The sequence below is a fragment of the Micromonospora sp. NPDC049139 genome, from assembly GCF_055586845.1.
On record NZ_JBVJHK010000004.1, the window covers coordinates 162864 to 182621 of the forward strand.

Consider the following 19758-nt stretch of genomic DNA (forward strand, 5'->3'; position numbering starts at 1 on the left):
CGGGGTCAGAGCGGGATGTTGCCGTGCTTCTTCGGGGGCAGGGTCTCGCGCTTGGTACGCAGCACCCGCAGGGCGCGGACGATCTGCGTACGGGTCTCGTGCGGCGGGATGACGCTGTCGACGTAGCCGCGCTCGGCCGCGATGTACGGGTTGGCGAGAGTGTCCTCGTACTCGGTGATCTTCTCGGCCCGCACGGCGGCCGGGTCCTCGGCGGCGGCCAGTTCCTGCCGGTAGAGGATGTTCACCGCGCCCTGCGCGCCCATCACCGCGATCTGCGCGGTCGGCCAGGCGAAGTTCAGGTCCGCGCCGAGGTGCTTGGAGCCCATCACGTCGTACGCCCCGCCGTAGGCCTTGCGGGTGATGACGGTGACCTTCGGGACGGTGGCCTCGGCGTACGCGTAGATGAGCTTCGCGCCGCGGCGGATGATGCCGTCCCACTCCTGGCCGGTGCCGGGCAGGAAGCCGGGAACGTCCACGAAGGTCAGCACCGGGATGTTGAAGGCGTCGCAGGTGCGCACGAACCGGGCGGCCTTCTCCGACGCGGCGATGTCCAGGGTGCCGGCGAAGTGCATCGGCTGGTTGGCGACCACGCCGACCGGGCGCCCCTCGACCCGGCCGTAGCCGATGATCAGGTTCTGCGCGTAGAGCGGCTGGACCTCCAGGAACTCGCCGTCGTCCAGGACGTGCTCGATGACCCGGTGCATGTCGTACGGCTGGTTCGCCGAGTCGGGGATCAGCGTGTCCAGTTCCCGGTCCTCGTCGCTCACGGAGAGGTCCGCGGGGGCCTCGTAGACCACCGGCTCGTCCAGGTTGTTCGACGGCAGGTACGACAGCAGCGCCTTCACGTACTCGATCGCGTCCTCCTCGTCGCTGGCGAGGTAGTGCGCGTTGCCGCTGCGGGAGTTGTGCGTACGGGCCCCGCCCAGCTCCTCCATCGCCACGTCCTCGCCGGTGACGGTCTTGATGACGTCGGGGCCGGTGATGAACATGTGCGAGGTCTGGTCGACCATCACGGTGAAGTCGGTGACCGCCGGGGAGTAGACGGCGCCCCCCGCGCACGGGCCCATGATCAGGGAGATCTGCGGGATGACGCCGCTGGCCCGGACGTTGCGGAAGAAGATCTCGCCGTAGAGCCCGAGCGAGGCCACGCCCTCCTGGATGCGGGCGCCGCCGGAGTCGTTGATGCCGACGACCGGGCAGCCGATCTTCATGGCCAGGTCCATCACCTTGACGATCTTCTCGCCGAAGACCTCGCCGAGGGAGCCGCCGAAGACCGTGAAGTCCTGGGCGAACACGCAGACCTGGCGGCCGTCGATGGTGCCGTAGCCGGTGATCACGCCGTCGCCGTACGGGCGGGTCTTCTCCAGCCCGAAGTTGGTGGACCGGTGCCGGGCCAGCTCGTCCAACTCGACGAAGGAGCCCTCGTCGAGCAGCATCTCGATCCGCTCGCGGGCGGTCTTCTTGCCCCTCGCGTGCTGCTTCTCGACCGCGCGCGCCGACCCGGCGTGCACCGCCTCGTCGACCCGTCGCTCCAGGTCAGCCAGCTTGCCCGCGGTGCTGTGGATGTTGATCCCGGTCTCGGTAGTCACCCTGGGAATATAACGATGGTTCAGGTCGTCGCCCCTGTGCAGTTCGCCTCAGCCCGGCGACCGCTCGCCGACGACGCCCACGGACGCCCGCCCGACGCCCGCCCGGCGGCCGGCGGGTGGCTCTCGGGCGGGGCCGTAGGCTGACGGGATGCCGGGCTCGCCGTACACCGATCTGGACCGTCCGCCGCTGTCGGCGGCCCGGTTGCGGCGGGCGCTGGTCGCCCCGCACGGGCCGTGGGCGCGGCTGGAGCTGCGCGTCGAGACCGGCTCGACCAACGCGGACGTCGCCGAGGCGGCCCGGGCCGGGGAGCCGGAGGGGCTGGTGGTGGTCGCGGAGCGGCAGACCGCCGGGCGCGGACGGCGCGACCGGGCGTGGCAGTCACCGGCGCGGGCGGGCATCGCCACCAGCGTGCTGCTCCGGCCGGGGGAGGCCGTCGCCGACCGTGGCTGGCCGCCGGTGCCCCAGGCGGGGTACGGCTGGCTGCCGCTGCTCGCCGGCGTGGCCCTGGTCGAGGCGGTGGCCCGGCTGGCCGAGCTGGACGCCGGCCTGAAGTGGCCCAACGACCTGCTGATCGGCGACGCGAAGTGCGCCGGGATCCTCGCCGAGGCGGTGCCGGGGGACTCGCCGGCGCAGCCGCCCGCGATCGTGCTCGGCATCGGCCTGAACGTCACGCTCCGCGCCGACGAGCTGCCGGAGAACCCGACCGGCCTGCCGGCCACCTCGCTGCAACTGGCCGGCGCGGCGGCCACCGACCGCGATCCGCTGCTGCGGGCCCTGCTTCGCTCGGTCGCCGACTGGTACGGCCGCTGGCGTTCGGCCGGCGGGGACGCGGTCGCCAGCGGGCTGCGCGACGCCTACCTGGCCGCCTGCGCGACGATCGGCCGCCAGGTACGCGTGCTGCTGCCCGGCGGCGAGGAGCTCACCGGCGCCGCGACCGGCGTGGACGCCGACGGCCGACTGCTGGTCACCACCCCCACGGGCGTGCGCGCCCTGGCCGCCGGCGACGTCCTCCACCTCCGCTAACCCCCGTCCCCTTCCCCGCGATCTTGCACTTTTGCCCTGGCGAACGGGGCGAAGCCGCGAGACGGGGGCCGAAACTGCAAGATCGCGGGGGCGGGATCGCCGCGCGGCTGATGTCGCGGCGGGAGGGTGAGCGGTTACGGTCAGCGCGTCCGTTTCTGCGAGGAGGTTCCCGTGGCGTTCCCCGATGACGTGCTCACCGAGGACGAGCATGTCGTGCTGCACCTGCACCCGCACTGGAAGGCGCTGATCCGGCCGGTCGCGGTGCTCGTGCTCGCCGTCGCGGCGGTGGTGGCCGGCATGGTCCTGCTGCCGTCCGGCGGGGGCGGCTCGATCGCGCTCGCCGTGATCGGGGTGCTGGCCCTGGCGGCGGTGCTCTGGCTGGCGCTCTGGCCGTTCCTGGTCTGGCGGACCACCCACTACCTCTTCACGAACGAGCGGGTGCTGCTCCAACACGGCGTGCTCTCCCGCGACCGGCGGGACATCCCGCTCACCCGGGTCAACGACCACGCGATGAACCAGCGGTTCGTCGAGCGTCTGCTCGGTTGCGGCACCCTGACCATCGAGTCCGCCGGCGAGCGCGGGCAGTCCGTCCTGCACGACGTGCCTGGGGTCGGCCAGGTCCAGACCAAGCTCTACGAGCTGGTCGAGGCCCACCACGACAAGCACTCCCTCGGCGACGCCGAGATGCGCGACATCCTGGCGGACATGAACGAGGGGAAGCCGCTGCGCGACCCCACCGCCTGAGCCCGGCCCCACGCCCGCCCGCCGCACGGTAACGGCGCGGCGGCGCGGGGTGGTGCGGCGGGTCAGCGGCGCGGGGTGCGGCGGGTGCTGGCCTGGAGTTCGGCGGCCAGCTCGGCTTCCAGTTCCCGGTCGAGGGAGCCGCCGATGCCGGCGTCGAGCGGCACGGGGCGGCCCTGGATCGGGGCGCTCTGGCCGGTCGCCGGCACGGGGGCCGGGCCGCGCCGTCCGGCGCCCGGTGGTGGCTGCGCCTCCTCCAGCTCGGAGATGGATTCGGCCAGCTCCGCCACCGGGTCCATTTCGGCCATCGTGTCCCACTCGTCGCGCGGGATGCTGTGCCACGTCTCCGCGGCGTGGGCCGGTGCCGGTTGGAAGACGAACGTCCGGTAGGACCAGAACCGGAACAGCGTCGCGAGCAGCACGCCGCCGGTCTTCGCCACGTTCAGGGCCAGCAGGCTGGTCACGCCCAGGCCGTACTTGGCGGCGGCGAGGACGCCCAGCTCGATGAGCAGGCCGGCTCCGTTGAAGAGGAAGAACAGGGCGTATTCGCGCCGCATTGCCGACTTCGGGCGGTCACGGTACGTCCAGTGACGATTCATCAGGTACGACGTGATGGTCGCCACGATGGTGGCGATGACCGTCGCCTTCAACTGGCCGTCGACAAAAACGGTGAGTGCCAGGGCGTTGAACACCGCGTAATTGATGACGGTGTTGACGCCGCCGACGATGCCGAATTTGAGCGCCTCGTGGATGAACTTCTGCCAGCGCTCGGGCAGCAGACGGACAAGACGCATGCGGAACACCTTAGGGCAGTGGGCGGGGCCGGGAGGCTCCGGCCGGGACGAGGTGGGCGGCAGGTCACGCCCGGTGGTCTCGGTCGTGCTTCACTTCCGGAACGGCTGGGGTTCCCGCTTCCACGAAGACGAACCGTCGGTAGGACCAGAATCGGAACAGCGTCCCGAGCCCGGTGCCGACGATGAAGCTGGCGATGTTGTCGGCCAACGGGGTCTGGAAGACCTCCGGCCAGATGCTGCCCAGGCCGTAGCGGCTGATGGCCAGGCAGGCCACCGCGATCCCCAGGCCGACACCGTTGAAGAAGAAGAACAGCGCGTACTCGCGGGCCGGGTTGGAGCGCTTGCGGTGCCGCCACGTCCAGAACCGGTTGCCGACGAACGCGACGGTCGCCGCGATCACCGTCGAGACGGTCTTCGCGGTCACCTGCTCGACGCCCCGCACGCTGGTGAGGTAGTTGAAGAGCGCGAAGTCGATCAGAAAGGCGATCCCGCCCACGGTGGCGAACTTGCTCATCTCGCGGACGAGGTGGCCGAAACGCTCGACCAGTGCGTGGGCCAGACCCGGGCGGGTCTGCCGGGAGCCTGGCTCCCCGGTCATCGTCGCGGCCACGACGCCGAGCCTACCGGCTGGTTGCATCCCACACGGGTAGCAACGACGAGCGGCCCGCACGGGTGTGCGCCTGTGGACAGAGCGTAACGAGTCGGGATGGTCGAGCGGGGCGGTTCGCGAGTCCGTCGACGGGACGCGGGCCGGGGGTTTCCCAGAGGATTTGCGTGAAACTGCGCGCGAAAGCGGGTATTAGCTCGTGATGCCGCAGCGTGACCGCACCTTGTGCAGTTCTTCACAACCAGTCCCACTGACTGGCGACGTCACCCGGTTTACGCTGAGGCCAATCCCAGGTTTCCACGAAGGGCGACGCACCGCGCCGTAAGGACGCGCAGCGCCGTCAAGACTCGTGCATCCCATAGACCGGTCAGCGTCGACCACCAAGGAGATGTGTCATGGTTGCTCCGGCTACCGTTCGGGGTATCGATCAGGCCCCGACGTCCCACCCCAAACTGCTCGCCTGGGTCCGTGAGGTCGCTGAACTGACCACCCCCGACCGTGTCGTCTGGGTGGACGGGTCCGACGAGGAGTGGCGGCGCCTCACCGATGAGCTCGTCGAGGCGGGCACCCTGATCCGCCTCAACCCGGAGAAGAAGCCCAACTCCTTCTACGCGCGGACGGACCCGACGGACGTCGCCCGGGTCGAGGAGCGCACCTTCATCTGCTCCGTCGACGAGGCGGACGCCGGCCCCACCAACAACTGGATGGCGCCGGCCGAGATGAAGCGGACGATGACGGAGCTCTACCGCGGTTGCATGCGCGGGCGCACCATGTACGTCATCCCGTTCTGCATGGGTCCGGTCGAGGCCGAGAGCCCCATGTTCGGCGTCGAGATCACCGACAGCCCGTACGTGGTCGCCTCCATGCGCATCATGACCCGGATGGGCGCCAAGGTCCTCGAGGCCATGGGCGACGACGTGGACTTCGTCCACGCGCTGCACTCGATCGGCGCCCCGCTCGCCCCCGGCCAGCAGGACGTGGCGTGGCCGTGCAACGAGACGAAGTACATCTCGCACTTCCCGGAGACCCGGGAGATCTGGTCCTTCGGCTCCGGGTACGGCGGCAACTCGCTGCTGGGCAAGAAGTGCTACTCGCTGCGGATCGCCAGCGTGATGGGCCGCGACGAGGGCTGGCTCGCCGAGCACATGCTCATCCTCAAGATCACCTCGCCGGAGGGCAAGGTCTACCACATCGCCGGCGCGTTCCCGTCCGCCTGCGGCAAGACCAACCTCGCCATGCTGGAGCCGACCGTCCCCGGGTGGAAGGTCGAGACCATCGGCGACGACATCGCCTGGATGCGCTTCGGCCCCGACGGCCGCCTCTACGCCGTCAACCCCGAGTACGGCCTCTTCGGCGTCGCGCCCGGCACGGACTGGAAGACCAACGCCAACGCGATGCGGACGCTGGACCGCGGCAACTCCATCTTCACCAACGTGGCCCTGACCGACGACGGGGACATCTGGTGGGAGGGCATGGGTGAGCCGCCGGCGCACCTGATCGACTGGAAGGGCAACGACTGGACGCCGGAGAGCGACAACCTCTCCTCGCATGCGAACAGCCGGTTCTGCACCCCGATCACCCAGTGCCCGATCCTGGCCGAGGACTACTACGACCCGAACGGCGTGCCGATCGACGCGATTCTCTTCGGTGGCCGTCGCCGGGACACCATCCCGCTGGTGACCGAGGCCCGCGACTGGGTGCACGGCGTATACATGGGCGCGACGCTCTCCTCGGAGACCACCGCCGCCGCCTCCGGCGCGGTCGGCGTCGTCCGGCGCGACCCGATGGCGATGCTGCCGTTCATCGGCTACCACGCCGGCGACTACTTCCGGCACTGGATCGAGATGGGCAAGGGCGCCGACGGCGACGAGTCCAAGCTGCCGAAGATCTACTACGTCAACTGGTTCCGCAAGGACCCGGAGGGCAGCTTCCTCTGGCCCGGTTTCGGCGAGAACTCCCGCGTCCTGAAGTGGATCGTCGAGCGGATCGAGGGGCGCGCCGAGGCGGTGGAGACCCCGATCGGCATGGTCCCGGCCCAGGACGCGCTCGACATCGAGGGCCTGGACATGACCCCGGAGGACGTCCGGATCGCGCTGAAGGTCGACCCGGAGGAGTGGCGCAACGAGCTTCCGCTGGTCACCGAGTGGTTCGAGAAGTTCGGCGACAAGCTGCCGGGCGTGCTCTGGGCCGAGCTGGACGCGCTGCGCGCCCGGCTCGACGCGGAGCCGCAGCGCTGACGACAGGTGTGATCGACGCCCGTACCGGGCATCATCGGTTCCCATGAGGACGGCCGCCGAGACCGAGGTCCGGCGGCCGTCCGCCGTCCGGGCGCTGACCACGCTGCTCGCACTGACCGCGGCGGCCACCGTCGCGGTCGAGCTGCTCAACTGGTGGTACGCCCCGGAGCAGGGCTTCGGGCTGGCCGTACGCACCGGCTGGGCCATGCTCCGCTCGCTCGGCTTCCTGCTGCTGATCGGGCACGTCCGTCGCGGCCGGACGGTGGCCCGGCCGTTCGGGCTGATCCTCGCGGTGACCACGGTGTTCGCCGTCGGGCGGCTGATCGTGCCCCGGCAGGGCGTGCCGCCGTTGCCCGGGCTGCTCGGGTTCGCCCTGCTCACCGCCCTCTGCGCGGCCGTGGTCTGGCTGCTCTACCGCTCGCCCGCGGTGTCCGGGCACCTGGTCCGCCACCGGCCCCGGCTGGTCATCGACCATAGTGGCATCTCCTGGCGGGAGACCCCACCCCGCTGGCCCGAGGTCAACGGCTGGCTGCTCACCAGCCGGGTTGCCGCGTTCACCTACAGCCCGCTGATGCTGGTCCCGGCCCTGGTCGCCGGCGGCGCCGTGCTGGACGACAGGCTGACCGCCGTGCCGGCGGTGCTGTTCTGGTTCGCCGCCGGCATCGTGACCAGCTACGCGGTACTGTTCTGCACCGCTTTCCTGATGCGCGGCAAGGGCTGGGCGCGCATCCTGCTGGTGGCGGTGACCGTCGTCGTGCTCGCCGTCGACCTGCCGTTGTGCTGGTGGCTGCTCGGGCTGGACGGGCTGATCCGCGACGGCGGCCCGCTGCTGGCCGCAGCCGCCCTGACGCTCTACGGCCTGTGGCGCGCGACCCGCGCCGAGCGAATCGGGCGCGCCGGGCTTTCCGAGCGTGCCAGGTGAACCCGAGCGCACCGGGCGAACCGAGCCGGGCCGGGTCAACCGAGCGCGCCGCACCGGCCTGACGGAGCGACGAGTCCGGGACAGATCACGGGCCCCTGTCGAGCGCTGTCGAGCTGCCCCGTCCATGGGACCGCCGGAATGACGAGGCCGGCCGCCCGGATGGTGCCCCGTCTGTGCGGGCAGCTCGACAGGGCTCGAGCCGTTGGTCGGTGCCGGGTCGACGACGTGCTGACGGACATGCCGGTGCGGCATCGGCGCGCCGCGCGTGTGCGACGGCAGGATGGCCGAAAGGCCGGAAGGTCAGGCCGGAGGGAGGCGATGCGGTGAGCGATGAGTTCGACGTGGTGGTGGTCGGGGCCGGTCCGGCCGGGTCGGCCGCCGCGCTGGCGGCCCGGCGGGCGGGGGCCAGCGTCCTGCTGCTGGACCGCTCCGACTTTCCCCGGGTCAAGGCGTGCGGGGACGGCATCGCGGCGCACGCGCTGGACGTGCTCGCCGAGCTGGGTGTGCCCGATGCGGTGGCCGGGCACGCGCCGCTGCCGGCGTTGCGCCTGGTCGGGCCGGGTGGCGGCACGGTGGCCCGGGCGCTGCCCCGGCCGGCGTACACGGTGCCCCGGACGGTCTTCGACGCCCGGCTGGTGGCGGCGGCGGTCGCGGCCGGCGCGCGGTTGCGCCGGCACGCGGTGCGGCGGGTGGAGGTCCGCGCCGACCGGGTGGTGCTCGACGGGGAGCTGGCCGCGCGGGCGGTGGTCGGCGCGGACGGCGCCGGGTCGGTGGTCCGGCGGGCGCTCGGGCACCCGGTGAACCCCGACCGCCACCTGGCGCTCGCCATCCGAGGGTACGCCCCGGCGCTGCCCGGCCCGCCCGAACAGCTCATCGTCACCTCGGCGCCGCGCTGGCCGGCGTACGCCTGGTCGTTCCCGATCGGCGACGGCCGGGCGAACGTCGGGTACGGGGAGGTGCTGCGGGGGGAGCCGCTGAGCCGGGCGCACCTGGTCGACCGGCTCGGCGCGCTGCTGCCCGGCACGGACCTGGCCACGGTGACCGACCTGCGGGCGCACCACCTGCCGCTGTCGACGCACCGCCCGTCGCCCGGGCGCGGCCGGGTGCTGCTCGCCGGCGACGCGCTCTCGCTGATCAATCCGTTCACGGGCGAAGGGATCTTCTACGCCCTGCTCTCCGGCGCGCTCGCCGGCGCGGCGGCCACCGGCTCGCCCGAGCAGGCTGCCCGGCGGTACGCGGCGGCGCTGCGCCGCCGGCTCGGCGCCCACCTGCGGCACAGCTCGTTCGCGGCGTGGCTGGCCCGGCGCCGGCGGGTCGTCGACGCGGCGGTCCGGGCGGCCCGCCGGGACGACCGGGTCTACCGGACGGTGGTCGAGTTGGGGCTGGGCGACGGGCGGCTCGACGCCCGCACGCTGGGCATGATCGGCATCGGTCTGCCGGCGTGGGAACGCCATCCGAGGGGGTGATCGGCGGGACAGGTCGCTACGCTGCAAGGTGATGACTCTGCGGGACCTGATCTATTCGGTGTACGAGCGTCGCCTCACGGCCAAGCTCGCGGGCAAGCCGGTGCCCCGGCACGTCGGCGTGATGTGCGACGGCAACCGCAGGTGGGCCCGGGAGATGGGCTACGTCGACCCGAACGACGGGCACCGGGTCGGCGCAGCGAAGATCAAGCACGTGCTGGGCTGGTGCGACCAGGCCGGCATCGCGCACGTCACGCTCTACCTCCTGGCCACCGACAACCTGCGCCGGCCGGCCAGCGAGCTGGACCCGCTGCTGCAGATCATCGAGGACCTCGTGGTCGAGCTGGCCGAGGAGGGCAACCCCTGGCGGCTGCGCATGGTCGGCGCGCTCGACCTGCTCCCGGCGTCAACCGCCGCGGCGCTGAAGGCCGCCGAGGAGCGCACCCGCGAGCGCAGCGGCGGGGCCGAGGTCAACATCGCGGTCGGCTACGGCGGCCGGCGGGAGATAACCGACGCGGTGCGCTCGCTGCTGCTGGAGCACGCCGCCTCCGGCGGCACCATCGAGGAGCTGGCCGAGGTGCTGGACGTCGAGCACATCGCCGAGCACCTCTACACCCGGGGCCAGCCCGACCCCGACCTGGTCATCCGCACCAGCGGCGAGCAGCGGCTGTCCGGCTTCATGCTCTGGCAGTCCGCGCACTCGGAGTTCTATTTCTGTGAGCTCAACTGGCCGGACTTCCGCCACATCGACTTCCTCCGCGCCCTGCGCTCCTACGCCAACCGGCAGCGCCGCTACGGGGCCTGACCTCCCGGCCCCGGCCACCCCGGGCGCGTCAGGTGAGGTGGTGGGCGGCGGCGGCGAGGAAGTCGCCGAGCGCGGCGGGGGAGTCCAGGGTCAGGTCGGCCGCCTCCGCGACCTCGTGGCCGGTCTCGGGGTTGGCGACGGCGACGCAGACGCCGAAGAAGTGCGGATCGGCGGCGGCCCGGGCCCGCAGCGCGGCGAAGGCCTTGATGTCGGAGACGTCGTCGCCGAAGTACCAGGCGCCCTGGGCGTCCCGGACCACCTCGTCGGTCACCATGCCCTTGTCCCGGTCGACCGGCGGCTTGAGCTCCAGCACCATCCGCCCGGCCTGGACCTTGAGCCCGAGCCGCTCGGCCTGGGCCCGGCCCCACCGCTCCACGGTGTCGCCGAGCTGCGGCACCGTGCGCCAGTGCAGCGCCACGGAGAGCCGCTTGTACTCCACCAGCGCGCCCTCGGGCAGCTCGGCCCGGGCCAGCTCGGCCAGCTCGGCCATGGTGGGCACCCACGGCAGGGCCGCCGGCTCGGTCACGGTCTCGCCGCCCGAGTGGCTGTGCTCCAGGCCGTAGAGGCCGTACAGGTCGATCCCGGCCAGCCCGCCGAGGTGGTCGCGGAGGAACTCGACCGGTCGCGCGGAGACGATCGCGACCCGCCGTACGACGGGGGCGAGCGCCTCGATCGCGGCGAGCACGTTCGGCGCGGGCCGCACCGCGGTGGGGTCGTCGTCGACCGGTGCCAGGGTGCCGTCGAAGTCGAAGAAGAGCACCGTCGCGTCGGCCCGCCCGGCGGTCGTCCGCCAGGCACGGTCGGCGTCCAACGGGGTCTTCGGCTGCTGGTTGCCCAGGTTCAACGGCGGCACGCGCGTCAGCGTACCCCGGCCGGGTCGGCTCAATCCCGGTCGAACGATGCGGTCCGGCCGGCGTCCGGAGGCGCGGTCGGCACGAAGGCGGGCCTGGCGGGTCAGCGTTCGGCGGCTCCCCGTCCCCGTCGACCGAACGGCACGACGGCCGCCTCCTGGCCGTGGCTGAGCAGGTAGCCCTCCACGAACCCGGTGTTCCGGTCGCCGCTGCGTTCCTCGATCTCCTTGAGCCGGCTCACCAGGAAGTCGGTGAGCGCGCTGATCCGGTCGTTCAGCCGGTCGTGCAGCTCGGCGACCACGGCCAGGACGACCGCGGTGCCGGCGGTGGCGAGCGCGAGGAGGTTGACGAGCAGGGGAAGCTGCCCGCCGTTGACCGCCAGCGTCACCACGTTTCCGGTCACGCCCAGTGTCATCGACACGGTGGCGATGACGACTGCCATCCACTTCAGGGTCATGGACAGACCCCTCCTTCTGTCCCGCAGGGCTGGGTTCGGCCTTGTCCCGTCCCCCCGCCGACGACGAGCCCAAGCAGTACGAATAGGGACGCTAGCGTGCCCGTTCCGGCCCCGGAGCGAAACGAATGGGTCTGACCTGCCGTTCTTTCGCCATCTGAGGAACTAGCCGGCCTGTTTACCTCGTTTTCGGACATCGGCCGGCAGAGTCGGGCGATAAGCGAGGTAACGGATGGTCTCCCGGATGTGGAACTTCTCCGCGTCTGAGACGTCGGGGTCGACGAGGCGGCGCAGCAGCGCCTCGACGTCGGGGTCCATCGGTGGTGGGGTGGAGGTGCTGCGGGGCGTCGCCGTGCGGTCCCAGCCCAGCGCGGCGAAGGCGGTCGCCGGGTTGAGCCCCAGGCCCTCGCAGAACGCCACCACGCGCTCGGCCTCCGGGTCGCTGGCCCAGTCGCCCCGGACCCAGCGGTTGATGGTCTGCCGGGAAACCCCGGTGCGACGGGAGACCTCGGTGCCGCTCCAGGCCCGGGTGGCCCGGGCCTCGTCGAGCGCCCGACGGACGAAGGTGGCGAAGGCGATCTTCCGTGCGTTGGCCGTCTCGGTCACGTCGTGACGGTACGACCCGCCGGCCAGCCGTGCCCGCCCCGGCACGCTGGTGTCACGCGGACGAGACGCGAATGTCGGCCTGCCGGTAAACGATCCGGCGCCGCTTCTGAGGGGTGTCACCTGGGCAGAGTAGGTGCCCGTAGAGGCGGAGTAAACAGACGAAAAGCTGATACTGTCACGCCCATGAGACAACCTACGGTGTGTCACGTGCATGAGACGATCAGTGCTCACATGCGTCACGCCCCCGGCGCGAGGGGGGTGTGGTGACCGAACTCGCCACCCGAGCCCAGGCCTTCGGCCTGATCGCGGAGGGAGTGGCCGCCGGCCTGAGCGCGCCCTGGCGCCTCTACGTCGCCCGGGGCTGCCGCTACCTCTCGCTCAGCGTCGGCGACCGCACCGAGTGGGACACCTGGCGTACCCACCTCGGCTGTCCGGAGCTCAGCGTCCGGGTGTACGACGCCGGCGGCGAGATCCGCCGGTCCTCGGTGGCCGAGGTCGTCCTGGACGGCTGCCGGATCAGCGTCGAGCTGATCGAGGAGGTCAGCACGGACGACCTGGACAGGCTCCTGGTCGCCGATCCCACCTCGGTCGAGCCGGAGGAGCGATGACCGGGCACCCGCGGCGCACCGGAGCCGCCGGATGAGCCCCTTCCTCGCGGTCTTCCTCGTCCTCGTCCTCGGCGCCACCAGCTACGCCGCCGGTCGGCTGCACGGGCAGCTCAGCTACCGGATCGGCTACCGGTTCGGCTACCGCCAGGGCTACTTCGACGGCGACCGGGGCGCCTGGAACCGACGCCGCCGCGACGCCCAGGCGGCCATCGCGTCGGCGCTGGCCGGCCCGTCGCCCACCACCACCCGCGTCACCGGCACGGTGGTCCGGCCGGGCACCACGTACACCGGCTCGTCGTTCGCGGCGCCGGCCGCCCCGGTCACCGGGCGACACCCGACCGGCACCCTCGTGCGGCGGACCGGTTGAGCCCGGTCGACGGGGATCCCGAGGCCCCGTCGACCGGTACCCAGGGCACGGTGCGTCGTCCGCGGCGGACACGCACCGTCGGGACCACGTCAGACCGGTGACGGTGGTCCCACCGGCCGGGATGCGCGCAGGGGGCATGCATCCCGGCCGGTTCCGCCGCCGCCTGTTAACGTGCCGGTCCCCGGAGATCCACGATCGCCCTCTAGCCCGGAGGGTCCGGCGCCGCTAGCGTCTAGGCATGGCACGGGGTTCTCCCGAGCCAGCCGGTCCGCCCGGATCTGCGACCTCGCGCACGGGGTTCCGCATCCGACCCCGTGTCCCCGGGCACCGGAGGAGGCGGAACGCGGGTGGCGGATGCCCATCCGTCGGAGCAGGCCTGTGACGACTCGCCGTACGACCGCCGGGGCCGACCGGACCACGGCCGCGACTGCCACGACCCGCCGCACCACCCGGAGCCGCCGCGGGGCGTCCGCCGCTCCGGCCGACGCCGAGGAGCCCCGACCAGCCGGCCAGGCGTTCGTCCTGGACACCTCGGTGCTCCTCTCCGACCCGGCGGCCTTCCACCGCTTCGCCGAGCACGAGGTGGTCCTGCCCCTCGTGGTCATCTCCGAGCTGGAGGGCAAGCGGCACCATCCGGAGCTGGGCTGGTTCGCCCGGCAGTCCCTGCGCATGCTGGACGAGCTGCGGGTCAGGCACGGGCGGCTCGACCGCCCGGTGCCGGCCAACGACTCCGGCGGCACGCTGCGGGTGGAGCTCAACCACGCCGACGACGGCGTGCTGCCGCCGGGCTTCCGCACCGACTCCAACGACGCGCGGATCCTCTCCGTCGCGTTGAACCTCGCCGCCGAGGGGCGGGAGGTGACCCTGGTCAGCAAGGACATGCCGCTGCGCGTCAAGGCGGCCTCGGTGGGCCTGCGGGCCGACGAGTACCGGCACGGCCAGGCCAGCGACCCCACCTGGACGGGGATGTCCGAGCTGGAGCTGGCCGAGGAGCAGATCGGCCGGCTCTACGCCGGCGAGACGCTCGACCTGGACGAGGCCGCCGGGCTGCCCTGCCACACCGGCCTGGTGCTGCACTCCGCCCGCGGCTCGGCGCTCGGCCGGGTGCTGCCCGACAAGACGGTGCGGCTGGTCCGCGGCGACCGGGAGGCGTTCGGGCTGCACGGCCGGTCGGCCGAGCAGCGGATCGCCCTCGACCTGCTGCTCGACGAGTCGGTCGGCATCGTCTCGCTGGGCGGGCGGGCCGGGACGGGCAAGTCCGCGCTGGCCCTCTGCGCCGGGCTGGAGGCGGTGATGGAGCGCCGGCGGCACAAGAAGGTGGTGGTCTTCCGCCCGCTCTACGCCGTCGGCGGGCAGGAGCTGGGCTACCTCCCCGGCTCGGAGTCGGAGAAGATGTCGCCCTGGGCGCAGGCGGTCTTCGACACCCTCGGCTCGGTGGTGCACGAGAACGTGCTGGAGGAGGTCACGTCGCGCGGCCTGCTGGAGGTGCTGCCGCTGACCCACATCCGGGGCCGGAGCCTGCACGACGCCTTCGTGATCGTGGACGAGGCGCAGTCGCTGGAGCGCGGGGTGCTGTTGACCGTGCTCTCCCGGATCGGCCAGGGCTCGCGGGTGGTGCTCACCCACGACGTGGCCCAGCGGGACAATCTCCGCGTCGGTCGGCACGACGGGGTGACCGCGGTGATCGAGGCGCTCAAGGGCCATCCGCTCTTCGCCCACGTCACCCTCAGCCGTTCGGAGCGTTCGCCGATCGCCGCGATGGTGACGGACCTGCTGGAGGACATCCCGCACTGATGACCGTTATCTGACTGTTTGTGCCTATAATTTGAGTGACGCAAGTCACAAATGAGCCTGTTGGTTTCCCATCGGCCTCACCGTGCGCGATGGTGTCCAACGAGCGCCCACGTACCGACAAGATCGTTGGTGATCGTTCGTCACACCGACATCTTCCACCCCCGGTGCGTCGGCTGCGACCGGCACAGGTCGGGGCGCTCGCGGCGCGGCCCGCCCATGACGGGTGCCCGCGCCGTGTCCTTGCCCCCGACGAAGGGACCACTTCGTGAGTCGGCTGTGGAGCCGGTTCGGCGCCCGCACGGCCGCTGTCGCACTGCTCTCCGTGGGCGTTGCCGGCGGTGTCTACCTGGGCGAAGACCGACAGACCCAGCAACAGGGCCTCACCGCGCAGGTCGGCGCCGCCGTGGAGGAGGCCGAGCTCGACTACCAGCGCGAACGCCAGGCCGCCCACCAGGTGCAGTCGGCGAAGCAGCGGGCCGCCGAATACCAGGCGAAGCTGCGCGCCGCCGCGGCGGCCAAGGAAGCCGCCAAGCGGGCCCGCGAGGCCGAGGCCGCCGCCGCGTCGCGGAAGAAGGCGCGGGAGGCCGCCGCCAAGGCCGCGGCCGAGAAGGCCGCCGAGAGCAAGCCGTACGACGGGCCGATCCCGGCGTCCTGCGCGGAGTTCAGCGGCAACCGCGAGGTCGGCTGCGCCCTCATGGTGAAGGCCGGCTTCGGGATGGACCAGTTCCCCTGTCTGGACAAGCTCTGGACCAAGGAGAGCGGCTGGAACCACAAGGCCCGCAACTCCTCGTCCGGGGCGTACGGCATCCCGCAGGCGCTGCCGGGCAGCAAGATGGGCTCGGTCGCCGACGACTGGCAGACCAACCCGGCGACCCAGATCAAGTGGGGCCTCGGCTACATCGAGGGCCGCTACGGCTCGCCCTGCAAGGCCTGGGCGCACTCCCAGGACGTGGGCTGGTACTGACCGACCGGCCGGAGGCGGGGTGTGTGGGCGTCCACACACCCCGCCTCCGTCGTCGGGGCACCCGGATCGCCGCAGGAGTGGCGGCACGGGCCGTCACCTGATAGCTCTTGACGGGTGACCCTGCACCCGCGAAGCGGCGATCCGCACCGGTTCGGCACCGAGGCGTTCTACGCCTCGCTCGGCCGGGCCTTCGTCGCCATGTGCGCGGTGGTGCCGTTCCTCTTCCTCATCGAGGCCCTCGACCAGGGGCTGGCGGCCGGCTTCGACGCCGCCGCCGGGATCATCCCCAAGCGCATCGACGGGCTCGACGGGGTGTTCTTCTCGCCGTTCCTGCACCACGGCTTCGACCACCTCTACAGCAACAGCATCCCGCTGATCCTGCTCGGCACCTTCGTGCTCGCCGCCGGCGCCCGCCGGTTCCTCTGGTCGACGCTCGTCATCGTCCTGGTCAGCGGGCTGGGGGTGTGGTTCACCGGCTCGTCCAACTCCGTCGTGGTCGGCGCGAGCGGCGTCATCTTCGGCTACCTGGGCATCCTGCTCATGCGGGGGATCGTCGAGCGGAGCTGGTGGAACTTCGCGGTCTTCCTGCTGGTCGGCCTGCTCTACGGCTGGCAGCTGGTCGGCATCCTCCCCACCGACGAGCGGATCTCCTGGCAGGGGCACCTGTTCGGGCTGCTCGGCGGGGCGGTCGCCGCGATCATCTTCCGGCGCCGCCGGGACGACCTCGGTGGCCCGTACCGCTCGGAGTCCACGCTCACCCTGCCCTGAGCGCCGACGCGCCGGTGCCGTGCGGCCGGTGGGACATGCTTGCCCGGGCACACCGCCGGCCCTACCGTCGGGATCAGCACGCGTTGATCCGTGAGCGGAAAGCGACGGTACGCCCATGCGCGAGGTCGATGTCGCGGTGATCGGGGCCGGTCCGGCCGGCTTGTTCGCGGCGTACTACGCCGGCTTCCGCGGGCTCTCCGTCGCGGTCGTCGACGCGCTGCCCGAGCCCGGCGGCCAGATCACCGCCATGTACCCGGAGAAGCTGATCCACGACGTGGCCGGCTTCCCGGCGGTCAAGGGGCGGGACCTGATCGCCAACCTCGTCGCCCAGGCGGCGCCCTTCGACCCGCGCTATTTGCTCGGCACCCGCGCCGAGAAGCTCTCGTACGCCGACGGGCGGCCGGTGCTCGGCCTCGCCGGGGGCGAGCAGCTCGGCTGCGGAGCGGTGATCGTGACCGGCGGGCTGGGCAGCTTCACGCCCCGCCCGCTGCCGGTGGCGGAGCACTTCGCCGGTACGGGGATCGTCTACTTCGTACCGCAGCCGACCGAGCTGGCCGGCCGGGACGTGCTGATCGTCGGCGGCGGCGACTCCGCCTTCGACTGGGCGCTGACGCTCCAGCCGCTGGCCCGCTCGGTGACGCTGGCGCACCGGCGGGAGAAGTTCCGCGCCCACGCCGCCACCGTCGCCCGGGTGCTGGAGCTGCCGGTGCGCGTGATCGTCAACGCGGAGGTGACCGGGTTGCACGGCGACGGGGCGGTGACCGGCGCCGAGATTACCGTACGCGGCGGCGCCGCCGCCGAGCTGCTGCCGGTGGACACGGTGGTCGCCGCCCTCGGCTTCACCGCCGACCTCGGCCCGCTGGCCGAGTGGGGGCTGCGGCTCGACCGCCGGCACATCGTGGTCGACAGCGCGATGGCGACGAACCTGCCCCGGGTCTTCGCGGCCGGCGACATCACCGAGTACCCGGGCAAGGTGCGGCTGATCGCCACCGGCTTCGGCGAGGCCGCCACGGCGGTGAACAACGCGGCCGTCGCCATCGACCCGAGCGCGCACCTCTTCCCCGGGCACTCCTCCGACGGCACCTGACGCACCGGTACCGGATGCCGCCCCGGCCGTGGCCGGATCGAGATCAATGGTTGCGACGGTGGGCGGATGAGCTTCCCGGCTCCGCACCGCGACGGCACGCCGGCTTCGCCCTCCGCCGGCCGGACGGGACCTGGGAGCGGCTCGGCTCCGCCGAGCCGGTCGATCCGCCGTGGCCGACGCCGCGTTCCGCCGTTCCGCCCCGCTGACCGTCGCGCGGGACGGGTTCAGTCCGTTCGGGGGAGACCGATCAGGTCGGCCATCAGTGCCATCTGGTGGTCGAAGTACGCGTCCCGGTGCGGCAGCGTGCGGTTGATCCGGCCGAACAGCTCGAAGCTGATCAGCCCGAAGAGCTGGGTCCAGCCGGCCATGCCCCGGGCGAGCAGTGCCTCGGGCAGCTCGCCGCCCAGCATCCCGGCCAGGTCCGCCAGGTCGGCGCGGAGCGGCCCGGCCACCTCGGCGGCCGGTGGCGGGTCGAGCCGACCGGCGCCGAATCCGTCGCGGAGGATGCCGATCAGGGTCAGCGGCGGTCGCTGGGCGGGGCCGATGGTGTCGTCCGGGGCGGCGTAGCCGGGCACGGGGCTGCCGTAGAGCAGGGCGTACTCGGCGGGGTGGGCGAGTGCCCAGCCGCGGGCCGCCCGGCAGGCGGCGTGCCAGCGTCCGCGCAGGTCGAGGCGGTCGCATCCGGCGTCGGCCGCCTCCACGGCCTCGCCGAGCGCGTCGTACGCCTCGATGATCAGCGCGGTCAGCAGCTCGTCGCGGCTGGGGAAGTAGCGGTAGATCGCCGACGAGACCATGCCCATGTCCCGGGCGACCGCACGGAGTGACAGGTTGGCGCCGTCGCTGGCGAGGTGTCGCCGGGCCACGGCCTTGATCTCGTCGATCATCTCGGCGCGGACCCGGGCGCGGATGGAGGGTGCAGTCATGCCTCCACCCTGCCACGATTGAGAGCGCAGATCAAAACCGAGAGCAGCGCTCTTGACGTGAGGCGCGGTCGTGGGTCATGCTTGGCGTCGAACGAGAGCGCCGCTCTCGGAGAGAATTGCCGTTCTGAAAGGTGACCCCTGATGGCACTGCACGTGATCGTCGGCGCCGGCCCCGTCGGCACCGCCACCGCCCGTCTCCTCGCCGACCGGGGCGAGCGGGTGCGGCTGGTGACCCGCCGGGGCGGCGGGCCGGAGCACCCGGCGGTCGAGCGGATCGCCGCGGACGCCACCGACGCCGACCGCCTCACCGCGGCGGCCACCGGCGCGGCGGCGCTCTACAACTGCGCCAACCCGGCCTACCACCGGTGGGCCACCGACTGGCCGCCACTGGCCGCCGCACTGCTCACCGCTGCCGAGCGGAGCGGGGCGGTGCTCGCCACCGTCGGCAACCTCTACGGCTACGGCCCCGTCGACGCCCCGATGACCGAGGCGACGCCGCTGCGGCCGAGCAGCGTGAAGGGGCGGGTCCGGGCGCAGATGTGGGCCGACGCGCTCGCCGCCCACGAGGCGGGCCGGGTCCGGGCCACCGAGGTGCGGGGCTCGGACTACCTGGGCGCCGGCGCCCAGTCACTGCCGAGCATGCTGGTGCTGCCGCAGGTCCTGGCCGGCCGGCGCGCGCTGGTGCCGGCGGATCTCGACGCGCCGCACAGCTGGACGTACGTGCCGGACGTGGCCCGCACCCTGGTGGCCGCGGCCACCGACGAGCGGGGCTGGGGCCGGGTCTGGCACGTGCCGACCGCGCCGGCGGTCTCGATCCGTGGCCTGGCCGCCCGCGCGGCCGCGCTCGCCGGGGCGCCCGTGCCGAAGCTCACCCGGATGCCCGGGCCGATGCTGTGGCTGGGCGGGTTGTTCGACGCGACCGCGAAGGAGATGCGGGAGATCGCCTACCAGTTCGACCGGCCGTTCGTGCTGGACTCCACCGCGGCCGTCGCGACCTTCGGCATCGACCCGACCCCGCTCGACGACGCCCTCGCCGACACCGTCGCCGCCCTCCGCGCCCAGCCGGCCCCGGCGCGCGCCTCCTGAGCACCGGTGGTCCGTTGTTCCGCGCGGGCCGGCACACCCGCCAGGTCCGTTCCGCTGCCCTGACGACG

At 72.5% G+C, this 19758-nt stretch carries 20 protein-coding genes; 13 read left to right on the forward strand and 7 right to left on the reverse strand.

Going from position 1 to position 19758, the window contains the following annotated elements; translation table 11 throughout:
- Window positions 1–5 precede the first annotated feature (5 nt).
- The gene (locus ACZ6Q9_RS09870) at window positions 6–1589 is read right to left on the reverse strand and encodes an acyl-CoA carboxylase subunit beta (protein ID WP_393258545.1); all 1584 of its coding nucleotides are present in this window, start codon (window positions 1587–1589) and stop codon (window positions 6–8) included.
- Between the two features lie 148 nt (window positions 1590–1737).
- On the opposite strand from ACZ6Q9_RS09870, the gene ACZ6Q9_RS09875 reads away from it, so the two are divergent.
- Window positions 1738–2613 carry a biotin--[acetyl-CoA-carboxylase] ligase gene (locus ACZ6Q9_RS09875; protein ID WP_393258547.1) on the forward strand — a complete coding sequence of 292 codons (876 nt, stop codon included), beginning with the start codon at window positions 1738–1740 and terminating at the stop codon, window positions 2611–2613.
- A gap of 171 nt (window positions 2614–2784) precedes the next feature.
- Complete coding sequence (locus ACZ6Q9_RS09880) at window positions 2785–3357, forward strand: PH domain-containing protein (protein ID WP_393258550.1); 573 nt, start codon at window positions 2785–2787, stop codon at window positions 3355–3357.
- A 62-nt stretch (window positions 3358–3419) separates the two neighbouring features.
- Here ACZ6Q9_RS09880 and ACZ6Q9_RS09885 read toward each other — a convergent pair whose 3' ends face one another.
- Both ACZ6Q9_RS09885 and ACZ6Q9_RS09890 read right to left on the reverse strand, forming a co-directional pair.
- Window positions 3420–4148 carry a GtrA family protein gene (locus ACZ6Q9_RS09885; protein ID WP_393258553.1) on the reverse strand — a complete coding sequence of 243 codons (729 nt, stop codon included), beginning with the start codon at window positions 4146–4148 and terminating at the stop codon, window positions 3420–3422.
- Window positions 4149–4212: 64 nt separating this feature from the next.
- Entirely contained in the window at window positions 4213–4746 is a 534-nt protein-coding gene (locus ACZ6Q9_RS09890; RefSeq protein ID WP_393259205.1) for a GtrA family protein, read from the reverse strand.
- Between the two features lie 404 nt (window positions 4747–5150).
- Between ACZ6Q9_RS09890 and ACZ6Q9_RS09895 the strand changes: the two genes are divergently transcribed.
- From ACZ6Q9_RS09895 to ACZ6Q9_RS09910, 4 genes are all read left to right on the forward strand, one after another.
- Entirely contained in the window at window positions 5151–6992 is a 1842-nt protein-coding gene (locus ACZ6Q9_RS09895) for a phosphoenolpyruvate carboxykinase (GTP) (RefSeq protein ID WP_393258556.1), read from the forward strand.
- 43 nt (window positions 6993–7035) lie between these two features.
- Complete coding sequence (locus ACZ6Q9_RS09900) at window positions 7036–7914, forward strand: hypothetical protein (RefSeq protein WP_396829001.1); 879 nt, start codon at window positions 7036–7038, stop codon at window positions 7912–7914.
- A gap of 323 nt (window positions 7915–8237) precedes the next feature.
- Window positions 8238–9380 carry a geranylgeranyl reductase family protein gene (locus tag ACZ6Q9_RS09905; RefSeq protein ID WP_396829000.1) on the forward strand — a complete coding sequence of 381 codons (1143 nt, stop codon included), beginning with the start codon at window positions 8238–8240 and terminating at the stop codon, window positions 9378–9380.
- Window positions 9381–9411: 31 nt separating this feature from the next.
- A complete protein-coding gene (locus tag ACZ6Q9_RS09910; RefSeq protein ID WP_350678538.1) occupies window positions 9412–10182 on the forward strand; it encodes an isoprenyl transferase in 771 nt (256 codons plus the stop codon).
- A gap of 28 nt (window positions 10183–10210) precedes the next feature.
- Here the strand turns inward: ACZ6Q9_RS09910 and otsB are convergent, their stop codons facing one another.
- From otsB to ACZ6Q9_RS09925, 3 genes are all read right to left on the reverse strand, one after another.
- Window positions 10211–11035, reverse strand: a complete 825-nt coding sequence (otsB, locus tag ACZ6Q9_RS09915) for a trehalose-phosphatase (protein ID WP_396828999.1) — start codon at window positions 11033–11035, stop codon at window positions 10211–10213.
- Window positions 11036–11136: 101 nt separating this feature from the next.
- Window positions 11137–11490: a hypothetical protein gene (locus ACZ6Q9_RS09920; RefSeq protein ID WP_393258568.1), complete on the reverse strand. Its 354-nt coding sequence runs from the start codon at window positions 11488–11490 to the stop codon at window positions 11137–11139.
- A 162-nt stretch (window positions 11491–11652) separates the two neighbouring features.
- Window positions 11653–12093, reverse strand: a complete 441-nt coding sequence (locus tag ACZ6Q9_RS09925; protein ID WP_393258570.1) for an XRE family transcriptional regulator — start codon at window positions 12091–12093, stop codon at window positions 11653–11655.
- 263 nt (window positions 12094–12356) lie between these two features.
- Between ACZ6Q9_RS09925 and ACZ6Q9_RS09930 the strand changes: the two genes are divergently transcribed.
- From ACZ6Q9_RS09930 to ACZ6Q9_RS09955, 6 genes are all read left to right on the forward strand, one after another.
- Entirely contained in the window at window positions 12357–12701 is a 345-nt protein-coding gene (locus ACZ6Q9_RS09930; RefSeq protein ID WP_393452703.1) for a hypothetical protein, read from the forward strand.
- Window positions 12702–12732: 31 nt separating this feature from the next.
- Window positions 12733–13068, forward strand: coding sequence for a hypothetical protein (locus tag ACZ6Q9_RS09935; RefSeq protein WP_350703423.1), 336 nt, complete (start codon window positions 12733–12735; stop codon window positions 13066–13068).
- Between the two features lie 378 nt (window positions 13069–13446).
- Entirely contained in the window at window positions 13447–14862 is a 1416-nt protein-coding gene (locus tag ACZ6Q9_RS09940) for a PhoH family protein (RefSeq protein ID WP_393452700.1), read from the forward strand.
- Window positions 14863–15127: 265 nt separating this feature from the next.
- Window positions 15128–15826, forward strand: coding sequence for an aggregation-promoting factor C-terminal-like domain-containing protein (locus tag ACZ6Q9_RS09945; RefSeq protein ID WP_357692212.1), 699 nt, complete (start codon window positions 15128–15130; stop codon window positions 15824–15826).
- Between the two features lie 114 nt (window positions 15827–15940).
- The gene (locus tag ACZ6Q9_RS09950; RefSeq protein WP_396828998.1) at window positions 15941–16594 is read left to right on the forward strand and encodes a rhomboid family intramembrane serine protease; all 654 of its coding nucleotides are present in this window, start codon (window positions 15941–15943) and stop codon (window positions 16592–16594) included.
- A gap of 115 nt (window positions 16595–16709) precedes the next feature.
- The gene (locus ACZ6Q9_RS09955; protein ID WP_350703416.1) at window positions 16710–17681 is read left to right on the forward strand and encodes an NAD(P)/FAD-dependent oxidoreductase; all 972 of its coding nucleotides are present in this window, start codon (window positions 16710–16712) and stop codon (window positions 17679–17681) included.
- Between the two features lie 224 nt (window positions 17682–17905).
- Here ACZ6Q9_RS09955 and ACZ6Q9_RS09960 read toward each other — a convergent pair whose 3' ends face one another.
- Window positions 17906–18604 carry a TetR/AcrR family transcriptional regulator gene (locus tag ACZ6Q9_RS09960; protein ID WP_396828997.1) on the reverse strand — a complete coding sequence of 233 codons (699 nt, stop codon included), beginning with the start codon at window positions 18602–18604 and terminating at the stop codon, window positions 17906–17908.
- Window positions 18605–18745: 141 nt separating this feature from the next.
- Here ACZ6Q9_RS09960 and ACZ6Q9_RS09965 point away from each other — a divergent pair, with 141 nt between their 5' ends.
- Complete coding sequence (locus ACZ6Q9_RS09965) at window positions 18746–19690, forward strand: NAD-dependent epimerase/dehydratase family protein (RefSeq protein WP_396828996.1); 945 nt, start codon at window positions 18746–18748, stop codon at window positions 19688–19690.
- Window positions 19691–19758: the final 68 nt, after the last annotated feature.

Bases quoted from the DNA above. Each gene is read 5' to 3' on its own strand.
- ACZ6Q9_RS09875 (WP_393258547.1), top strand. From the start codon at position 1,738: ATGCCGGGCTCGCCGTACACCGATCTGGACCGTCCGCCGCTGTCGGCG.
- ACZ6Q9_RS09885 (WP_393258553.1), bottom strand. From the start codon at position 4,148: ATGCGTCTTGTCCGTCTGCTGCCCGAGCGCTGGCAGAAGTTCATCCAC.
- ACZ6Q9_RS09890 (WP_393259205.1), bottom strand. From the start codon at position 4,746: ATGACCGGGGAGCCAGGCTCCCGGCAGACCCGCCCGGGTCTGGCCCAC.
- ACZ6Q9_RS09895 (WP_393258556.1), top strand. From the start codon at position 5,151: ATGGTTGCTCCGGCTACCGTTCGGGGTATCGATCAGGCCCCGACGTCC.
- ACZ6Q9_RS09900 (WP_396829001.1), top strand. From the start codon at position 7,036: ATGAGGACGGCCGCCGAGACCGAGGTCCGGCGGCCGTCCGCCGTCCGG.
- ACZ6Q9_RS09910 (WP_350678538.1), top strand. From the start codon at position 9,412: ATGACTCTGCGGGACCTGATCTATTCGGTGTACGAGCGTCGCCTCACG.
- ACZ6Q9_RS09920 (WP_393258568.1), bottom strand. From the start codon at position 11,490: ATGACCCTGAAGTGGATGGCAGTCGTCATCGCCACCGTGTCGATGACA.
- ACZ6Q9_RS09935 (WP_350703423.1), top strand. From the start codon at position 12,733: ATGAGCCCCTTCCTCGCGGTCTTCCTCGTCCTCGTCCTCGGCGCCACC.
- ACZ6Q9_RS09955 (WP_350703416.1), top strand. From the start codon at position 16,710: ATGCGCGAGGTCGATGTCGCGGTGATCGGGGCCGGTCCGGCCGGCTTG.
- ACZ6Q9_RS09960 (WP_396828997.1), bottom strand. From the start codon at position 18,604: ATGACTGCACCCTCCATCCGCGCCCGGGTCCGCGCCGAGATGATCGAC.
- ACZ6Q9_RS09965 (WP_396828996.1), top strand. From the start codon at position 18,746: ATGGCACTGCACGTGATCGTCGGCGCCGGCCCCGTCGGCACCGCCACC.